The organism is Amycolatopsis sp. lyj-109, from assembly GCF_046548995.1.
Lineage (GTDB): Bacteria > Actinomycetota > Actinomycetes > Mycobacteriales > Pseudonocardiaceae > Amycolatopsis.
Window position 1 is genome coordinate 292,946 of sequence record NZ_JAJPWR010000002.1, and the last position, 15,925, is coordinate 308,870.

A 15,925-nucleotide genomic window follows, 5' to 3' on the forward strand; every position below is an offset into this window, starting at 1 on the left:
ATGACCGACCGCATCGTCAGTGAGCACTCCGGCGGCGTCGCCCTGCTGACCGTCGACGCGCCCGGCAGCCGGAACGCGCTGACCCTCGACCTCTCCGCGCAGCTCGCCGCCGCCGTCGAGGCCGCGGAACGGGACGAGTCCGTGCACGCCGTCGTCGTCACCGGGACGCCGCCCGCCTTCTGCGCCGGGGCCGATCTGTCCGCACTGGCCGAAGCCGACGAGGCCGGCCTGCGCGCCGTCTACGAAGGCTTCCTGACCGTGGCGCGGTGCGCGCTGCCGACCATCGCCGCCGTCGGGGGCGCCGCCGTCGGGGCCGGGCTGAACCTCGCCCTCGCCGCCGATGTCCGGCTGGCCGGGCCGCGGGCGAAGTTCGTCGCCCGGTTCCTCGAACTCGGGCTGCACCCGGGCGGCGGGATGACCTGGATGACGCAGCGGCTCGCCGGCCCGCAGCAGGCCGCCGCCATGACGTTGTTCGGGCAGCCGCTCGACGCCGAAGCCGCCGTGCGAGCCGGGCTGGCGCTGCGCGTGGTCGACGGCGGCCATGACGAACTGCTGACGGCCGCGCGTGAGCTCGCTCACCCCGCCGTCGCCGCGCCGCGCGAAGCACTGATCGCCACCAAGCACAGTCTGCGCGCCACCGCGAGCCTGGCCGAGCACCGTGCGGCCGTCGACGTCGAGATCCGGCCGCAGCTGGCCTCGCTGGCGTCACCGGAGTTCGCCGCACGACTTTCCCTGATGCGGGACCGGATCCGTTCTCGGCCATGACTCAAGCCGGCGGCTCTACGCTGCGGGAGACACGCATCACAACGCAGTGCAGGACCTAACCGTTACCATCAGTTACAGGTATCTGGCGGACCTGCGAAGAGACATTGAAGAGCATCGATGAGGTCGCCCAACACCCGGGACACTACCAACATCGGTGTTGAGGGCGAGCTAACCTCGGGAGTAGACCTGGTGAGCGCAGCCGCGGCACCGGCAGGCGAACGGAAGCCGTACCGTCGGGAGAGAGGGAATCCCTGACCCATGAGCACGAGTGCGAACGGCAACGGCGCTGGCCACGGCTCGCTCGCCGCAACCAGGCCGACCGAGGTCAGCAAGCTCGACCGGGTGGTCATCCGGTTCGCGGGCGACTCCGGTGACGGCATGCAGCTGACCGGCGACCGGTTCACGTCCGAGGCCGCCGCGTTCGGCAACGACCTCTCGACGATGCCGAACTTCCCCGCCGAGATCCGGGCGCCACAGGGCACCATCCCCGGCGTCTCCAGCTTCCAGGTGCACTTCGCCGACTACGACATCCTCACCCCCGGCGACCGGCCGGACGTACTGGTGGCGATGAACCCGGCCGCGCTCAAGGCGAACCTCGGCGACGTCCCGCACGGCGGGACGATCATCCTCAACACCGACGACTTCATCAAGCGCAACCTGATCAAGGTCGGCTACGCGACGGACCCGCTCGACGACGACACGCTCGCGCCGTACCAGGTGCACCGGGTCGCCATGTCGACCCTGACCCAGGGCGCGCTCGCCGACACCGGCCTCGGCAAGAAGGACGCCGAGCGCTGCAAGAACATGTTCGCGCTCGGCCTGCTGTCGTGGATGTACCACCGGCCGACCGAGGGCACCGAGCAGTTCCTGCGCGAGAAGTTCGCCAAGAAGCCGGACATCGCCGAGGCCAACATCCTGGCCTTCCGCGCCGGCTGGAACTACGGCGAGACCACCGAGTCGTTCGCGACGACGTTCCAGGTCGCGCCGGCCAAGCTGAAGCAGGGCACCTACCGGCAGATCACCGGCAACACCGCACTGGCCTACGGGCTCGTCGCCGCCGGGCAGCGCTCCGGCCTGCAGATCCTGCTCGGCACGTATCCGATCACCCCGGCGTCGGACATCCTCCACGAGCTGTCCAAGCACAAGCACTTCGACATCATCACGTTCCAGGCCGAGGACGAGATCGCCGGCATCGGCGCCGCGCTCGGCGCGTCCTACGGCGGCGCGCTCGGCGTCACCTCGACGTCCGGACCGGGCGTCGCGCTGAAGTCCGAAGCCGTCGGCCTCGGCGTGATGGTGGAGCTGCCGCTGGTCGTCATCGACGTCCAGCGCGGTGGCCCGTCCACCGGACTGCCGACCAAGACCGAGCAGGCCGACCTGCTGCAGGCGATGTTCGGCCGCAACGGTGAATCGCCGGTCCCGATCGTCGCGCCGCTGTCCCCCGCGGACTGCTTCGACGCGGCCGTCGAGGCAACCCGGATCGCGCTGAAGTACCGCACGCCGGTGCTGCTGCTCTCGGACGGCGCCATTGCGAACGGCTCCGAGCCGTGGCTGATCCCGGACGTCGACGAGCTGCCCGACCTGCGGGTCGAGTTCGCGACCGAGCCGAACGCGGACAACGACTCCGGCGAGTTCTGGCCGTACGTGCGCGACCCCGAGACACTGGCCCGTGCCTGGGCCGTCCCGGGCACGCCCGGGCTGCAGCACCGCATCGGCGGGCTGGAGAAGGCCGACAAGACCGGCCACATCTCCTACGACCCGGCCAACCACGAGAAGATGGTCCGGCTGCGCCAGGCGAAGATCGACGGCATCGACGTCCCGGACGTCGTGGTCGACGACCCGTCCGGCGGCAAGGCGCGAGTGCTGGCCCTGGGCTGGGGCTCGTCCTACGGTCCGATCGGGGCCGCGTGCCGCCGGGTGCGCAAGCTCGGGCTGCCGATCGCGCAGGCGCACCTGCGCCACCTCAACCCGCTGCCGGCCAACCTCGGCGACATCCTGCGCAGCTACGACAAGGTCGTGGTGCCGGAGATGAACCTCGGCCAGCTCTCGCTGCTGCTGCGGGCGAAGTACCTGGTGGACGTCCACTCGCACACCAAGGTCGCCGGAATGGCGTTCAAGGCCGAAGAGCTGCAGAACCTGTTCTCGGAGATCATCACCGGCGTTACTACGGAGGCGGCGAAGTGACCACCGCCGACGTACTTTTTCCCGCGGAGGCGGCATGACTACTGTCGACATTGGGCTCCCCACTCTCGGTGGCCTGGACCTTGTGCCCACCGCCGACGAGCCGCAGAAGGCCAAGGACTACAAGTCCGACCAGGAAGTCCGCTGGTGCCCCGGCTGCGGCGACTACGTCGTGCTGAACGCGGTGCAGTCGTTCCTGCCGACGCTCGGCCTCAAGCGCGAGAACATCGTGTTCATCTCGGGCATCGGCTGCTCGTCGCGCTTCCCGTACTACCTCAACACCTACGGCATGCACTCGATCCACGGCCGCGCGCCGTCGATCGCGACCGGGCTGGCCACCACGCGCCCGGACCTGTCGGTGTGGGTCGTCACCGGTGACGGCGACGCGCTGTCCATCGGCGGCAACCACCTGATCCACGCGCTGCGCCGCAACGTGAACATCAAGATCCTGCTGTTCAACAACCGGATCTACGGGCTCACCAAGGGCCAGTACTCGCCGACGTCCGGCCAGGGCATGGTCACCAAGTCGACGCCGATGGGTTCGGTGGACACGCCGTTCAACCCGCTGTCGCTGGCGATCGGCGCGGAGGCGTCGTTCGTGGGCCGGGCGATGGACTCCGACCGCAAGGGCCTGACCGAGGTCCTGCAGGCGGCGGCGCAGCACCGTGGCTCGGCACTCGTCGAGATCTACCAGAACTGCCCGATCTTCAACGACGGCGCGTTCGATGTCCTCAAGGACGCCGACGAAGCCGCCACCCGGCTGATCCCGCTGCGCGCGGGCGAGCCGATCCGCTTCGGCCCGAACCAGGAGTTCGGCGTCAAGCGCGGCGACTGGGGCGGCTTGGACGTCGCCAAGGTCGCGGACATCGGCGAAGACAACATCGTGGTGCACGACCCGTCCATCGCGGACACGTCGTACGCGTTCGCGCTGTCGCGCCTGGGCGACCAGAACCTCACCCACGTCCCGACGGGCATCCTCCGCCAGGTCGAGCGCCCGACGTACGACGACGGCGCCCGCGCTCAGGTCGAGGAGGCCCGCGCGGCCCGCACGCCGGACCTGCAGGCCCTGCTGCGCGGCAAGGACACCTGGACGGTCGCGTAGTCGCTGTTTTCGAAGGCCGCCACGCCTGGTGCGTGGCGGCCTTCGGCGTTTCCAGGGTTGCCTCATTGGGACACATGTCCTAAGTTTTAGGCCATGCGACCTGGATCACCCTTTGTGTTCTTCGACGTCCGCACGGCCGACGCGGCGGGCAGCAAGCGGTTCTTCGCCGAGCTGCTGGGCTGGGAGGCGGACGACGCCCTGCTGACGACCGGCGGCGTGCCGTGGGGCGGGCTCACCGAACTGGCCCCGGGCGACGACCGGGCGCCGCAGTGGCTGCCCTACGCGCCGGTGTCCGATGTGGACGCCGCCGCGGCGAAGGCGGTGCGGCTGGGTGGCACCCTGGTGCGCGAGCGGACCGACCTGCCGTTCGGCTCGCTGGTGGTGGTCACCGACCCCGGTGGCGCGGCCCTGGTCCTGTTCCAGGCGCGCTGAAGGTTCAGCTGAGCGGCCGGAACCCGACCCGCTCGGCGTCCTCGGCCGTCCGGAACCAGACCTCGGCGACCATCTTCGGGAACTGCGCCGATTCCTCGGTGCAGTACCGCAGAGCGGTGACGCTGGCCTTCACGGCGAAGCTGTCGCTGGGCGCCCCGCCACCCGGGCGCGGCATCGCCGAACCGGGGCCGAACGGGCCCGGCGGGACGGAGTCGCCCGCCGCCTCGCGCGCCGGGGGCGGCTCCGGCGCCACGACGGCGGCGGCCGCCTGGTTCGGCTGCACCGACGGCTCGAACAGCGAGCCGCTGTGCGCGCCGGACAGGTCGGGCTCGCGGCGCTCGACTGTGCGCATCGACGGCTGGATCGGCTGCGGCGCGTCGAACCCGCCGCGCACCGACTCGCGCGGCTGCCGCTTCGGCAGCACCTGCGTCGCTTCGGCGGGGGTCTCCGGCGGCACGTCCAGCTCACTTTCGGTGATGTCACCACCGAACGCGTACCGCGGGGGCTCGACCTCTTCCACCTCGTCCTTGCGTACCGAACCGGGGTGCTCGCCGATGTAGCGCGTGCGTTCCACCGGCTCTTCGAACGCCGACCGCTGGGACGGCGAGTCGTGGTCGAACCAGTCCGGCGTGGGCGCCCCCTCGCCGGCCGGCGGCTGGAACAGCGAGCCCGCCGGGTCCGAATCGACGTTCCGCTCGAGCCGCGACAGGGCAGGCGACTCGGGCTCCGCCTCGTCGTCGTCGAACGAATCCCCGACCGGGGCCAGGTACTGGGTCGCGGTGGCGCGGTACGGGTCTTCCGGCTCCGGCTCGTCGTCCGTCGTCAGGAACTGGGTGGCCGCGCTCCGGTACGAGTCGTCTTCCGCGTGCTCCGATCCCGGCGGGGGAACGAACGGCTCGGTCGGCGGCATCCGCAACGGCACCTGCGCGTCCAGCTCGGCGAAGTCCTCGTCGATGTCGTCGTGGACGTCGTCGCGGTGGATCGGCGGCGCGGCGACCAGCGTGCCGGGGTAGGAGGTCTCCTGGCGGGACGGCGCCGGCTCGGGTCGCGGCTCCGGCCGCCGGAACGCCTCGATGCCGCCGACCGCGGCCGCGTTCGCGGGGGTGCGCGCGGCGTCGGCGTGGGCCTGCGCCAGCGCGCTCTCCAGCCGGCGGACGCTCTTGCGGAGCGGCAGCACGAGCATCAGCCAGGTGAGGAGGACCCCGACGAAGAACGCGGCGAGGCTCCACAGCCAGACCTGTCCGAATATGGACATCTTTTCCTGCCCCTGTTAAGTGCTTAGCGCGTGCGCGCGACCAGGTAGTCGGCGACCGACTCGCACGCGTCCCGGGCGGGTGATGCCGGCAGCGCGGTGAGCTCGGCTCGCGCGCGCTGAGCGTAGTCGGAGAGGGTGGCGCGTGCTCGATCGAGTCCGCTACTCACCCGAAGGAGGTCCAGCGCCTCCTGCACGAGCGCGTCGTCGCCGATCGGGCCGGACAGCAGCTCGACCAGCCGGGGGTCGGTGCCCGGGTCGGCCAGCGCGTACAGCATCGGCAGCGTCCGGACGCCTTCGCGCAGGTCGGTGCCCTGGGCCTTGCCGAGCTCGTCGGACGGCGACGCGATGTCGATGATGTCGTCGGAGATCTGGAAGGCGGTGCCGATGATGTCGCCGAACCGGCGCAGCGCCTCGATGTGCTCCTCGGCGGCGCCGGACATCATGCCGCCGAACCGGCCGGAGGTGGCGATCAGCGAGCCGGTCTTCTGGGCGATCACGGTGAGGTAGTGCGCGACGGCGTCGTCACCCGGGCCGGGGCCGACGGTCTCGCGCATCTGCCCGGTGACCAGCTCACCGAAGGTTTCGGCAATGATCCGCGCGGCGTCCGTGCCCAGGTCGGCGACCAGGCGCGACGCGTGCGCGAAGAGGAAGTCGCCGGTGAGGATGGCGATGGTGTTGTCCCAGCGGGCGTTGACGCTCTCGGCGCCGCGCCGCATGTCGGCCTCGTCCATGACGTCGTCGTGGTAGAGCGTGGCCAGGTGCACCAGTTCGACCGCGGCGGCGGCGATCACCACGTGGTCGTCCTGCTTCGGCCCGAACTGCGCCGACAGGAGGGTGAACAGCGGACGGAAGCGTTTGCCCCCGGCCTCGACCAGGTGCAACGCGGCGTCGTTGACGGCCTGGACGTCACTGCGGACGACCTCGCGCAGCAGCTTCTCGACCTCGGTCAGCCCGCCGGCGATCGAGCGCAGCAGGGTTTCGTCGGCGATCTGCAGCCCGACCGACGCCCGCAGGTCGTCGAGGGCGCCGCCCGGCGCAGCGGGGAGGGATCCCGCCCCGGGGGCTGGGGAAGGCACAGACACGTCGGCTCCGCTCTACTCGTGCACCGGTCGGTTGCCCCTTGAGCGTAGTGGCTACGCCGCGCGGTCGTTTACCCGCTGTCCTGCGGAAACGGTGACGAACATGACACCGCCCACGGCCACCCACCGGGTGGTTCATGATCCTCGAAAGGGTGATCGGAGATTCCGGACGCAACGGACGTCTCCGGCGGGCGGATATTCAGTCCTGGAAGAGCGGCCGGCCCCGGCCCTCTCCGGCGGCGAGGAGGACACCCGGATGCGCAGCACGATCGTCACGGTTCTGGCGGTGACGAGCCTGGCCGGTTCGCCTGCGTCGGCGCTCCCCCACCCGGGCGCGGCGGACATCGGCGCGGCTTCGTTCACCAAGGCCGGGACGGCGGTCGACATTCCGGCACAGGGTCCTTGTTCCCTCGAAGCCCCGACGACCGCAACGGCCCAGCCCGTCTCAAGGCCGGGAATCACCTTCGGCGGCGGCACGTCATCGTGCACGACAACGGTGACGAACCCGAACACGACCGCCACGACGACCAAGTCGACGGCAACGGGCAAGAACTTCGAGCTGTCGGCGCTGGTGGGCGCGGGCGGGCCGAGGGTGAAGCTGTCGAGTTTCACGGTGACGTGCGAGGGAACGCAGACGCAGACGAGCGCGACCTGGACGTACGGCGGGATGTCGGGCATTGCGAACCCGCCCAACCCGGTGCCGGTGGGGTATGTGTCGCCGCTCCGGAAAACGGACGGAACGGTGCTGGCGAACGCGGTGTTCAACAACCAGAACCTTCCGGGCGACGGGAGCATCGGTTTGACGATGCTGCGCATTGATTTCCTCCCGCCATCGGGGATCACCGGCACCGTGACATTGGGCCGGACAAGCTGTTCCCCGACCCCCTAGACGTCACGAGGGCCGCGGCTTGGGAGAACGCCGAGAGGACCGCCGCGGCCCTTGTGACCTTGCTTTTCCGTCGTGGGAACCCTGGTAGGGTGCGATGCGTCGGATACGCAGGGTGCTCGGGTTGGAGCACCCTGCAAGCTAGGGGAGAGCTGATGACGACGGTGTGCTGTGTCTGAGGGGCCGGTTTATGACCCGGGCGAGGATTGGGAGCTGCCGGGGCCGAACGGGGTGCCGCGGGCTGGGTCGTACGGGGGTGCGGGTGATGCGGGAGCTGGGTTTGCTTATGACGAGGAGACACTTCGTGAGTTGATGCACGAGTGGAATGACTTGGCCAACGAGTTCGCGAGCGACGTGAACGCGGCGCGCCTCATCGCGATTACGGAAGGGCCTGGCGTCGAGTACGCGAGCCTCGGTAATGCAGAGCTGATCCGCCAATCTGGATCAGCCTTGACAACCACGCTCGAGGAACGTGAAGCCCACTGCCGAGCCATGGCTGCGAAATTCCAGGCGGCGCTGGGCAAGTACGCGAGCGCCGAGGACGCGCACTCAACGGAGATCAAACAGACCGGAGGCAGTCTGTGAAGGGCACTTTGCTGCTCGGACTGGGCACGACCATGGTGCTCGCGTCAGCTTGCACCACACTTCAGAATGGCACAGCCGCACCGTCACCGACCGACTCGGTCACCACACCTGCTCCGCAACTGCCCGGAGCAGGTGTGCCTGGAGTCGCTATCCCGATCGACACAACACAGTTCCAGCGGAGACCCTGCACGACACTCACGGATGCCCAGATCGCAGAGTTGCTCGGCCCCGCCACTCAGCCGAAGCCCGAAGACATCGGCAATTTCGGCGTCGGGTGCTCATGGCATCCGACCTCAGCCACCCAGGCAGCTGTCTCGGTTATCTACGCAACGAAGAATCAAAGGGGGCTGACCGCAATCTATGAGCAAAAGGGGACAACCTTCCCCTTGTTTATCCCCATGGATCCTATCGACGGCTACCCAGCGGTTGCGTACGGACAGGCCGACCTACGCGCCAAAGGAAAATGTGCGATTGCTCTCGGAACCAGCGACCAGGAGATTGTCGACGTTTCGATAGCTCTCTCTGAGGGAAAAATTGACAAAAGGGATCCTTGCGCGGCAGCTCGAGACGTAACGGCGACCGTATTGAACAACCTACGGACCAGGTGAATCGATGGTTACCGAAGGACCACTCACCGCGGCTCAGATCTACGAGCAAATAACCGGCGGTAAGGGTGTCCAGTCACTAAGTACAGCGCAGGAGGCTGCTACCGACCTGACCAATCGGATGATCGAACGGGCCCAGCGGATCAACGCCCTACGGGCCAAGACCATGTCCGGCTGGCAAGGTGGCGCCGGAGAAGCTGCCGCGGACGCCACTCGACCTCTCGTCCAAGCTGCCGCCGACGATGCCGTTCATCTCCAGAATGCCCAGACCGCCGTCGGGGCTCAGATGGATGCCTTCGGGACCGCCAAGAACTCCGTCAAGCCCGTTGCCGCTCAGCCACCTGAGCTGAGGGCCGAGGATGTTCTTCAAGCCATCGCCGACAACGGGTGGGGTTCCTACAACACCAAAGTTGCCGGGTGGCAGGCCGACAGCCAAGCCAACATCGATGCCTTCAGCGCCTACCACTCCGCCAGTACCTCCAACGGTGGGCAGATGCCCGCGCAGTACGCGCAGCTCGCCGACTCCGGGGCCCCCATCTCCATGACCACCCCCGACCGCAAAGCCGGGCCCAGCGACACCGGGGAATGGACTCGGAACCCTCACCAGACGCAGGATCGGCAGACCGTTCAGCCCGAGCAAAACCAGGTCACGAGCGGGAACCGGGAGCAGACGCCGAACCAGCAGAACCAGCAGAACCAGCAGCACCAGCAAAACCAGCAAGCTCAACAGGCTCAGCAAAACCAGTCGAGCCAGCAGAACCAGGTACGGCCGCCGGGAAGCGTGAACCCGGACAACACCCACGCCAACAGCTACGTCCCCAAGCCCGTCATGCCCGCCGCTCAGGGTGGGTACGAGTTCGGGCCTACCGGGCAGCCCGTCAACACCGGCTCCGGGACGAACTGGTCCGGCGGGTTCGGGCCAGGCACCGGACCGTACGCCGGCGGTGGATATCAAGGGGGAACGGGGTCCGGACCAGGGAGCGGGGTGAACCAGCGCGGGCCCGGCAACAGCACCGGCGCGCGGCTCCCCGACGAACGCCTCCCCAACCCCAACTCCGTGCGCGGCGCCGCCGGCCCCCGCGGCGCCAACGGTCTCCCGATGGGCGCCCCCATGGGCGGGCGCGGTGGCAAAGAAGAAGACCGCGAAAAGAAAAAGGCCCCTTACCTGCAAAACCCCGATCCCGATGAAACCTTCGGCGGCTTCATCGAAAAGCCCATGCCGCCCGTCATCGGGGAAAACCGGAACAAGAAACCATGATGGCCGTCTTCTCGCTGAACACCCTGCTCACCGCCATGCGCAGCGTCGGTTGCGGCGATCCGCATCCCGTCTTCGCCAAAGGGCTCCGCTACATCCCGCCGTCCGCGAAACAAAAAGTCACCCAGGAAGCCGTGGAAGAACTCGGGCCCTACGGCTTCACCCGAGGCGACGGCTTCACCCCCGAATTCGAAGATCTCCTGCACCTCATCGACCAGCCTGCCCAGGAATACTTCGCCTACGCCCGGGACACCACTGAACAAATCGGAGTTCTCGTGGCCGTCAAAGGCCGGGACAAGGTCTGCGTTGTCTGTCGCGGCGATCAGGTCGAACTCAGCGACTTCGACGTCCACCCCGCCGATGCCCTCGTCGCGCACCTGCCCGGCTACCGGCCCGCGGACATCAGGCCCTTCTCACTCCCCCACGAGGACTTCCGTCAGGCCCCGGTGAGCGACATCTTCGACGACGACGAGCGCAGCCGGGAAGCGCAGGAACTCGACGCCCTCTTCCGGCAGCCCCATTACGGCGTCGGGCAGCTCCAGGCGAACACGAAGACCGTCAGCTACCTCGATCTGGAAGCCGGGCGGGTCGGGATCGCCGTTGCCGACGGCTACATCAGCGTGCTGCCCGGGGCGAACGAGAACCTGAGCCGGAAACTGAAATAGGCCGCCGCCCCCAAGAAAAAAGGGAGCGGCGGCCCGGAAGCAGAAATCTCAGAAAGCGAAACCGCCCGAACCGGCCCAGCCCAGGGCGAAGGCCGGGACCAGGCCCAGCACCAGCGTCACCGCCGTGCCCAGGAAGATCGCCGTTCCCGTGCCGAAGCCCGGGACCGATACCGACGGGCCGTCCGCCGCCGGCTCGGAGAAGTACATCAGGACGATCACGCGCAGGTAGAAGAACGCCGCCACCGCGCTGAACACCAGCGCCACGACCACCAGCGGCGCCATTCCGTCCGACAGCGCCGCCGAGAACACCACGAACTTGCCGACGAAGCCCGACGTCAACGGGATGCCCGCCAGCGCCAGCAGCAAGAACGTGAACACCCCGGCCAGGAGGGGCGACCGCTTCGCCAGCCCCGCCCACGCCGAGAGGTGCGTCGCCTCGCCCGAGGAATCGCGGACCAGGCTGATCACACCGAACGTCGCCAGCGTCGTGAAGCCGTACGCCAGCAGGTAGAACAGCGTGCTCGACAGGCCGTCCTTCGTCATCGCGATCGCGCCCACGAGCAAGAAGCCCGCGTGGGCGATCGACGAGTACGCCACCATGCGCTTGACGTCCGTCTGGGTCAGACCCAGCACCGCGCCGATCACCATCGAAATGATCGCCACGCCCCAGAGAACTCCGCGCCACTCCCACGAAGTCGACGAGAACGCCACCGACAGCACCCGCAGGATCCCGCCGAACGCCGCGACCTTCGTGCACGCCGCCATGAACGCCGTCACCGGCGTCGGGGCACCCTGGTACACGTCCGGGGTCCACGTGTGGAACGGGCCGACCGAACCCTTGAACAGCAGGCCGACCACCAGGAGACCCAGGCCGGCGAACAGCAGGGTGTCCGACCGGTCCGAACCCGCCGCCGCGGCCGCGATGTCGCCCAGCTTCACCGAGTTCGCGTAGCCGTACAGCAGCGCCAGCCCGTACAGGAAGAACGCCGAGGAGAACGCGCCCAGCAGGAAGTACTTGACCGCCGCTTCCTGCGACAGGAGACGGCGACGGCGGGCGAGGCCGCACATCAGGTACAGCGGCAGCGACAGCACTTCCAGTGCGATGAACATCGTCAGCAGGTCGTTCGCCGCGGTGAACGCCATCATGCCGCCGAGCGCGAACAGCGTCAGCGGGAACACCTCGGTCTGCATGACCGTCGCCGTCTGGGCGCGGTCCTGGACCGTGCCCGGGCGGATGCCGGCCTGGGCGACGAGCGCGCCGCCCGGCTCGACCACGCGGTCCGAGATCAGCAGCACCGCGCCGACCGCCAGCGCCAGCAGCGTGCCCCAGAGGAACAGCGCCGGCCGGTCGATCGAGACCGCGCCGCTGAACGTCGTGACGCCGGCCGCGGGCGCGCTGCCCGTGGCGTAGATGACCAGGCTGACGCCGGCCGCGATGATCGACGCCAGGCTCAGGCCCACCTGGATGCCGAACCGCGAGCGCTTCGCGGCGAACGCCTCGACGAGCACGCTGACGCACGCCGCGCCGAAGACGATCAGCACCGGCAGTACGGCCGGGTAGTTGACCGACGGCACCTGCACCGGCGGCTCCGATGCCTGGGTCAGGAGGATGTCGAGCACTTTTACTTGCCTCCCTGGACCGCGGACAGCGTCTGCTGCACCGTCGGGGTGACTGTGTCGAGCACCGGCTTCGGGTAGAAGCCGAGGACGAGGATCAGCACGACCAGCGGCGCGAGGATCGCGATCTCACGACCGTTGAGGTCGCGGATGGCTTTCTTGGCGCCCAGCTCCGGCGCGATGGCCGTACCCGGGCCCCCGCCGACGCCCACCAGCGCATCGCCGCGGACCGGGCCCTGGAAGACCCGCTGGTAGAGCCACAGGACGTACGCCGCGGCCAGGACCATGCCCACCGTGGCGAGGATCGTGTACACCGGCTGGTCCACAAAGGATCCGATGAGCACCAGGAACTCCGAAACGAAGGAGTTGGTGCCCGGCAAGGACAAAGTGGACAGACCGGCGAGCAGGAACAGCCCCGCCAGCAATGGCGTCACCTTCGCCATGCCGCCGTAGTCGGAGATCTTCGTCGACCCGCCGCGCGCGACGACCAGGCCGATCACCACGATCAGCATGCCGGTCGCGAGGCTGTGGTTGAGCATGTACGTCGCCGAGCCGATCATCGCCTGCTCGTTGAACGCGAAGATGCCCAGCGAGATGAAGCCGAAGTGCGCGATGGACACGTAGGCGATGAACCGCTTCATGTCCCGCTGGCCCGCGGCGAGGATCGATCCGTAAAGGACACCGATCACCGAGAGCACCAGCACCAGCGGCGCCAGGGTCCGGCTCGCGTCCGGGAACATCGGCAGGCAGTAGCGCAGGAAGCCGAACGTGCCCACCTTGTCCAGCACGCCGACCAGCAGGACGGCGACGCCGATCGGCGCCTCCCCCGCCGCGTCCGGCAGCCAGGTGTGGAACGGGACCAGCGGCGCCTTGATCGCGAACGCCAGGAAGAACCCGAGGAACAGCCAGATCTGCGTGGACAGCGGCGCGTCGCGCACCACCGTCACCAGCGTGGCCCAGTCGAAGGTGCCGTGCCCGAGCTTGTCCTTCGCGAGCGAGTACGCCCCGATCGCCGAGGCCAGCATGATCAGGCCGCCGAGGAACGAGTAGAGGAAGAACTTCACCGCCGCGTACTGCCGGTTCGCGCCGCCGTAGCCGCCGATGAGGAAGTACATCGGGATCAGCATGATCTCGAACAGCACGTAGAACAGGAAGACGTCGGTCGCGGCGAAAACGCCGATCGTGAGCGCTTCCTGCAGCAGGATGAGCGACAGGAAGCCGCCCGCGCTGCGCCCCGCCGGCAGCTTGTCCAGCGTGCCGAGCCCGCCGACGACGATCGGCACCAGCAGCGCGATCACCGCGATCATGATCAGCGCGATGCCGTCGACGCCGAACGAAATGTGCACGCCGAAGCTGGGGATCCAGTCGAAGCTCGACGTCATCTGCAGCCGCGCGCCCGAAGGCGAGTAGCTGAGCCAGAACGGGATCACCAGCACGAACTCGAGGATCGAGAACACCAGCGCGGCCAGCACCGCGGCGCGGTCGTTCCCCTTGAGGAACGCCAGCACCAGGGAGCCGGCGAGCGGCACCAGGATGAGGATGAGCAACCAGGTCATCAGGAGAACCTCACCAGCAGGAGAGCCGCCAGAAGCAGGAACGTGCCGCCCAGCATCGACAGCGCGTAGGACCGGACGAATCCGGTCTGGAGCCGCCTCAGCCGGCCGGAGCCGCCGCCGAGGGAGGCCGCCAGGCCGTTGACCGCGCCGTCGACGCCACGGTTGTCGACGAACACCAGTGCCCGCGAGAGCCAGGTGCCCGGGCGGGCGACCAGCGTCTCGTTGAGGGTGTTGCCGTACAGGTCGTTGCGGGCGGCGCGGGTGACGAACGAGATCCGCTCGGGCCGCTCGACCGGAACGTCACGGCGGAAGATCAGGTACGCGATCAGCACACCGAGCAGCGAGAACACGATCGCGCCCGCCGAAATCACGCCGGCGTTCAGCGGCGAGTGGTGGGCCTCTTCCAGCTCGCCGACCGACGGGGTCAGCCAGTGGGCGAAGCGCTCACCGAGGGCGAAGAACGCGCCGGCGCCGACCGAGCCGACCGCCAGCACCGCCATCGGGATCCACATGATCGCTTTCGACTCGTGCGGGTGGAAAGGTCGTGGGCCGTCGCCCGAAGATCCGCTTGCGGGATCGAGCTCCAACGCTGTGTTGAGGTCCTTCCAGCGCTCCTTGCCGAAGAACGTCATCATCATCAGGCGCGTCATGTAGAACGCGGTGAGCCCGGCACCCAGCAGCGCCGCGCCGCCCATCACCCAGCCGCGCCAGCCACCCTGGCTGAACGCCGCCTCGATGATCGCGTCCTTGGTGAAGAAGCCCGACAGCGGCGGGATGCCGATCAGCGCCAGGTAGCCGAGGCCGAAGGTGATGAAGGTGATCGGCATGTGCTTGCGCAGGCCGCCGAACTTCCGCATGTCGACCTCGTCGTTCATGCCGTGCATGACCGACCCGGCCCCGAGGAAGAGCCCGGCCTTGAAGAAGCCGTGCGCGACCAGGTGCATGATGCCCAGCGCGTACGCGATCGGCCCGAGGCCGACGGCCAGCATCATGTAGCCGATCTGGCTGACCGTGGAGTACGCGAGGACCTTCTTGATGTCGTCGTACGCGCAGCCGATGATGCACCCGATCAGCAGCGTCACCGTGCCGACCAGGGTGACGATCAAGCGGCCGTCTTCGGTGGCGTTGAAGATGTCCTTCGAGCGGGCCACCAGGTAGACGCCCGCGGTCACCATCGTTGCCGCGTGGATCAGGGCCGACACCGGGGTCGGGCCCTCCATCGCGTCCGGGAGCCACGCCTGCAGCGGGAACTGGCCGGACTTACCGCAGGCGCCCAGCAGGAGCAGGACCGCCATCGCGGTGATCGCGCCCGGCGAGAACTTGCCGTCGGTGACCGCCTGGAAGACCTGCGCGTAGCCGGTCGAGCCCGCGTACTTGAACATGATGAAGATGGCCAGCGCGAGCCCGACGTCACCGACGCGGTTCATCAGGAACGCCTTCTTCGCCGCGGTGGCGGCGGAGGGGCGGCCCTGGTACCAGCCGATGAGCAGGTAGGACGCGAGACCCACGCCTTCCCAGCCCATGTACAGCGTCACGAAGCTGTTGCCCAGCACCAGGATCAGCATCGACGCGACGAAGAGGTTCAGGTACGCGAAGAAGCGGTACCGGCCCTCGTCGTCGGCCATGTAGCCGATCGAGTAGAAGTGGATCAGCATGCCGACGCCGGTGATGAGCAGCACGAACGTCAGCGACAGCGCGTCGATCCGCAGCCCGAAGTCGATCTGCAGCGCGCCGGCCGGGATCCACGAGTACAGCTTGGTGTCCGTCGTGCTGCCCGTGTCCGCGGTGAAGAACAGGATCAGGCCGTAGACGAAGGCCAGCGTGACGGTGGCCGAGCCGAGCAGATGCCCCCAGGCCTTCGCGCGCTTCCCTGCCAGCAGGAGGATCAGGGCGCCGAGGGCAGGGAAGGCCACCAGCAGCCACGATGATGCGGTCACTCGGA

14 protein-coding genes are annotated in these 15,925 nt (G+C 68.5%); 9 read left to right on the plus strand and 5 right to left on the minus strand.

All coding sequences use genetic code 11. The features are described 5' to 3' along the window. The 4 genes from ACLJQF_RS05080 to ACLJQF_RS05095 all read left to right on the plus strand — a co-directional run bounded on the left by ACLJQF_RS05080 (position 1) and on the right by ACLJQF_RS05095 (position 4,480). Positions 1–765, plus strand: a complete 765-nt coding sequence (locus tag ACLJQF_RS05080) for an enoyl-CoA hydratase (protein WP_410607027.1) — start codon at positions 1–3, stop codon at positions 763–765. A gap of 258 nt (positions 766–1,023) precedes the next feature. Next, positions 1,024–2,949 carry a 2-oxoacid:acceptor oxidoreductase subunit alpha gene (locus ACLJQF_RS05085; RefSeq protein WP_410607028.1) on the plus strand — a complete coding sequence of 642 codons (1,926 nt, stop codon included), beginning with the start codon at positions 1,024–1,026 and terminating at the stop codon, positions 2,947–2,949. Positions 2,950–2,983: 34 nt separating this feature from the next. Continuing rightward, on the plus strand, positions 2,984–4,048 hold the full coding sequence (locus ACLJQF_RS05090; protein ID WP_410607029.1) for a 2-oxoacid:ferredoxin oxidoreductase subunit beta: 1,065 nt from the start codon (positions 2,984–2,986) through the stop codon (positions 4,046–4,048). A gap of 93 nt (positions 4,049–4,141) precedes the next feature. Further along, positions 4,142–4,480, plus strand: coding sequence for a VOC family protein (locus ACLJQF_RS05095; RefSeq protein ID WP_410607030.1), 339 nt, complete (start codon positions 4,142–4,144; stop codon positions 4,478–4,480). A gap of 4 nt (positions 4,481–4,484) precedes the next feature. Here the strand turns inward: ACLJQF_RS05095 and ACLJQF_RS05100 are convergent, their stop codons facing one another. Next, complete coding sequence (locus ACLJQF_RS05100; protein ID WP_410607031.1) at positions 4,485–5,735, minus strand: hypothetical protein; 1,251 nt, start codon at positions 5,733–5,735, stop codon at positions 4,485–4,487. Positions 5,736–5,758: 23 nt separating this feature from the next. Further along, positions 5,759–6,811 carry a polyprenyl synthetase family protein gene (locus ACLJQF_RS05105; protein ID WP_410607449.1) on the minus strand — a complete coding sequence of 351 codons (1,053 nt, stop codon included), beginning with the start codon at positions 6,809–6,811 and terminating at the stop codon, positions 5,759–5,761. A 259-nt stretch (positions 6,812–7,070) separates the two neighbouring features. On the opposite strand from ACLJQF_RS05105, the gene ACLJQF_RS05110 reads away from it, so the two are divergent. The 5 genes from ACLJQF_RS05110 (at position 7,071) to ACLJQF_RS05130 (ending at position 10,810) form a co-directional block, all read left to right on the plus strand. Next, a complete protein-coding gene (locus tag ACLJQF_RS05110) occupies positions 7,071–7,703 on the plus strand; it encodes a hypothetical protein (RefSeq protein WP_410607032.1) in 633 nt (210 codons plus the stop codon). 168 nt (positions 7,704–7,871) lie between these two features. Continuing rightward, complete coding sequence (locus ACLJQF_RS05115; RefSeq protein WP_410607033.1) at positions 7,872–8,285, plus strand: hypothetical protein; 414 nt, start codon at positions 7,872–7,874, stop codon at positions 8,283–8,285. 32 nt (positions 8,286–8,317) lie between these two features. Beyond that, positions 8,318–8,893 carry a DUF3558 domain-containing protein gene (locus ACLJQF_RS05120; RefSeq protein ID WP_410607450.1) on the plus strand — a complete coding sequence of 192 codons (576 nt, stop codon included), beginning with the start codon at positions 8,318–8,320 and terminating at the stop codon, positions 8,891–8,893. 4 nt (positions 8,894–8,897) lie between these two features. Further along, a complete protein-coding gene (locus tag ACLJQF_RS05125; protein WP_410607034.1) occupies positions 8,898–10,148 on the plus strand; it encodes a hypothetical protein in 1,251 nt (416 codons plus the stop codon). Then, complete coding sequence (locus ACLJQF_RS05130; protein ID WP_410607035.1) at positions 10,148–10,810, plus strand: ESX secretion-associated protein EspG; 663 nt, start codon at positions 10,148–10,150, stop codon at positions 10,808–10,810. The genes ACLJQF_RS05125 and ACLJQF_RS05130 overlap by 1 nt, the downstream gene beginning before the upstream one ends. A 48-nt stretch (positions 10,811–10,858) precedes the next feature. Here ACLJQF_RS05130 and nuoN read toward each other — a convergent pair whose 3' ends face one another. Genes nuoN through nuoL form a run of 3 tightly spaced genes read right to left on the minus strand, consistent with a single transcriptional unit; the run spans position 10,859 to position 15,920 of the window. Further along, complete coding sequence (gene nuoN, locus ACLJQF_RS05135; protein WP_410607036.1) at positions 10,859–12,430, minus strand: NADH-quinone oxidoreductase subunit NuoN; 1,572 nt, start codon at positions 12,428–12,430, stop codon at positions 10,859–10,861. A gap of 2 nt (positions 12,431–12,432) precedes the next feature. Beyond that, complete coding sequence (locus tag ACLJQF_RS05140) at positions 12,433–13,983, minus strand: NADH-quinone oxidoreductase subunit M (RefSeq protein WP_410607037.1); 1,551 nt, start codon at positions 13,981–13,983, stop codon at positions 12,433–12,435. Next, positions 13,983–15,920 (minus strand): NADH-quinone oxidoreductase subunit L, encoded by a 1,938-nt coding sequence (gene nuoL / locus ACLJQF_RS05145; RefSeq protein ID WP_410607038.1) that lies wholly within the window; start codon positions 15,918–15,920, stop codon positions 13,983–13,985. Before nuoL ends, ACLJQF_RS05140 begins: the two co-directional genes overlap by 1 nt. Positions 15,921–15,925: the final 5 nt, after the last annotated feature.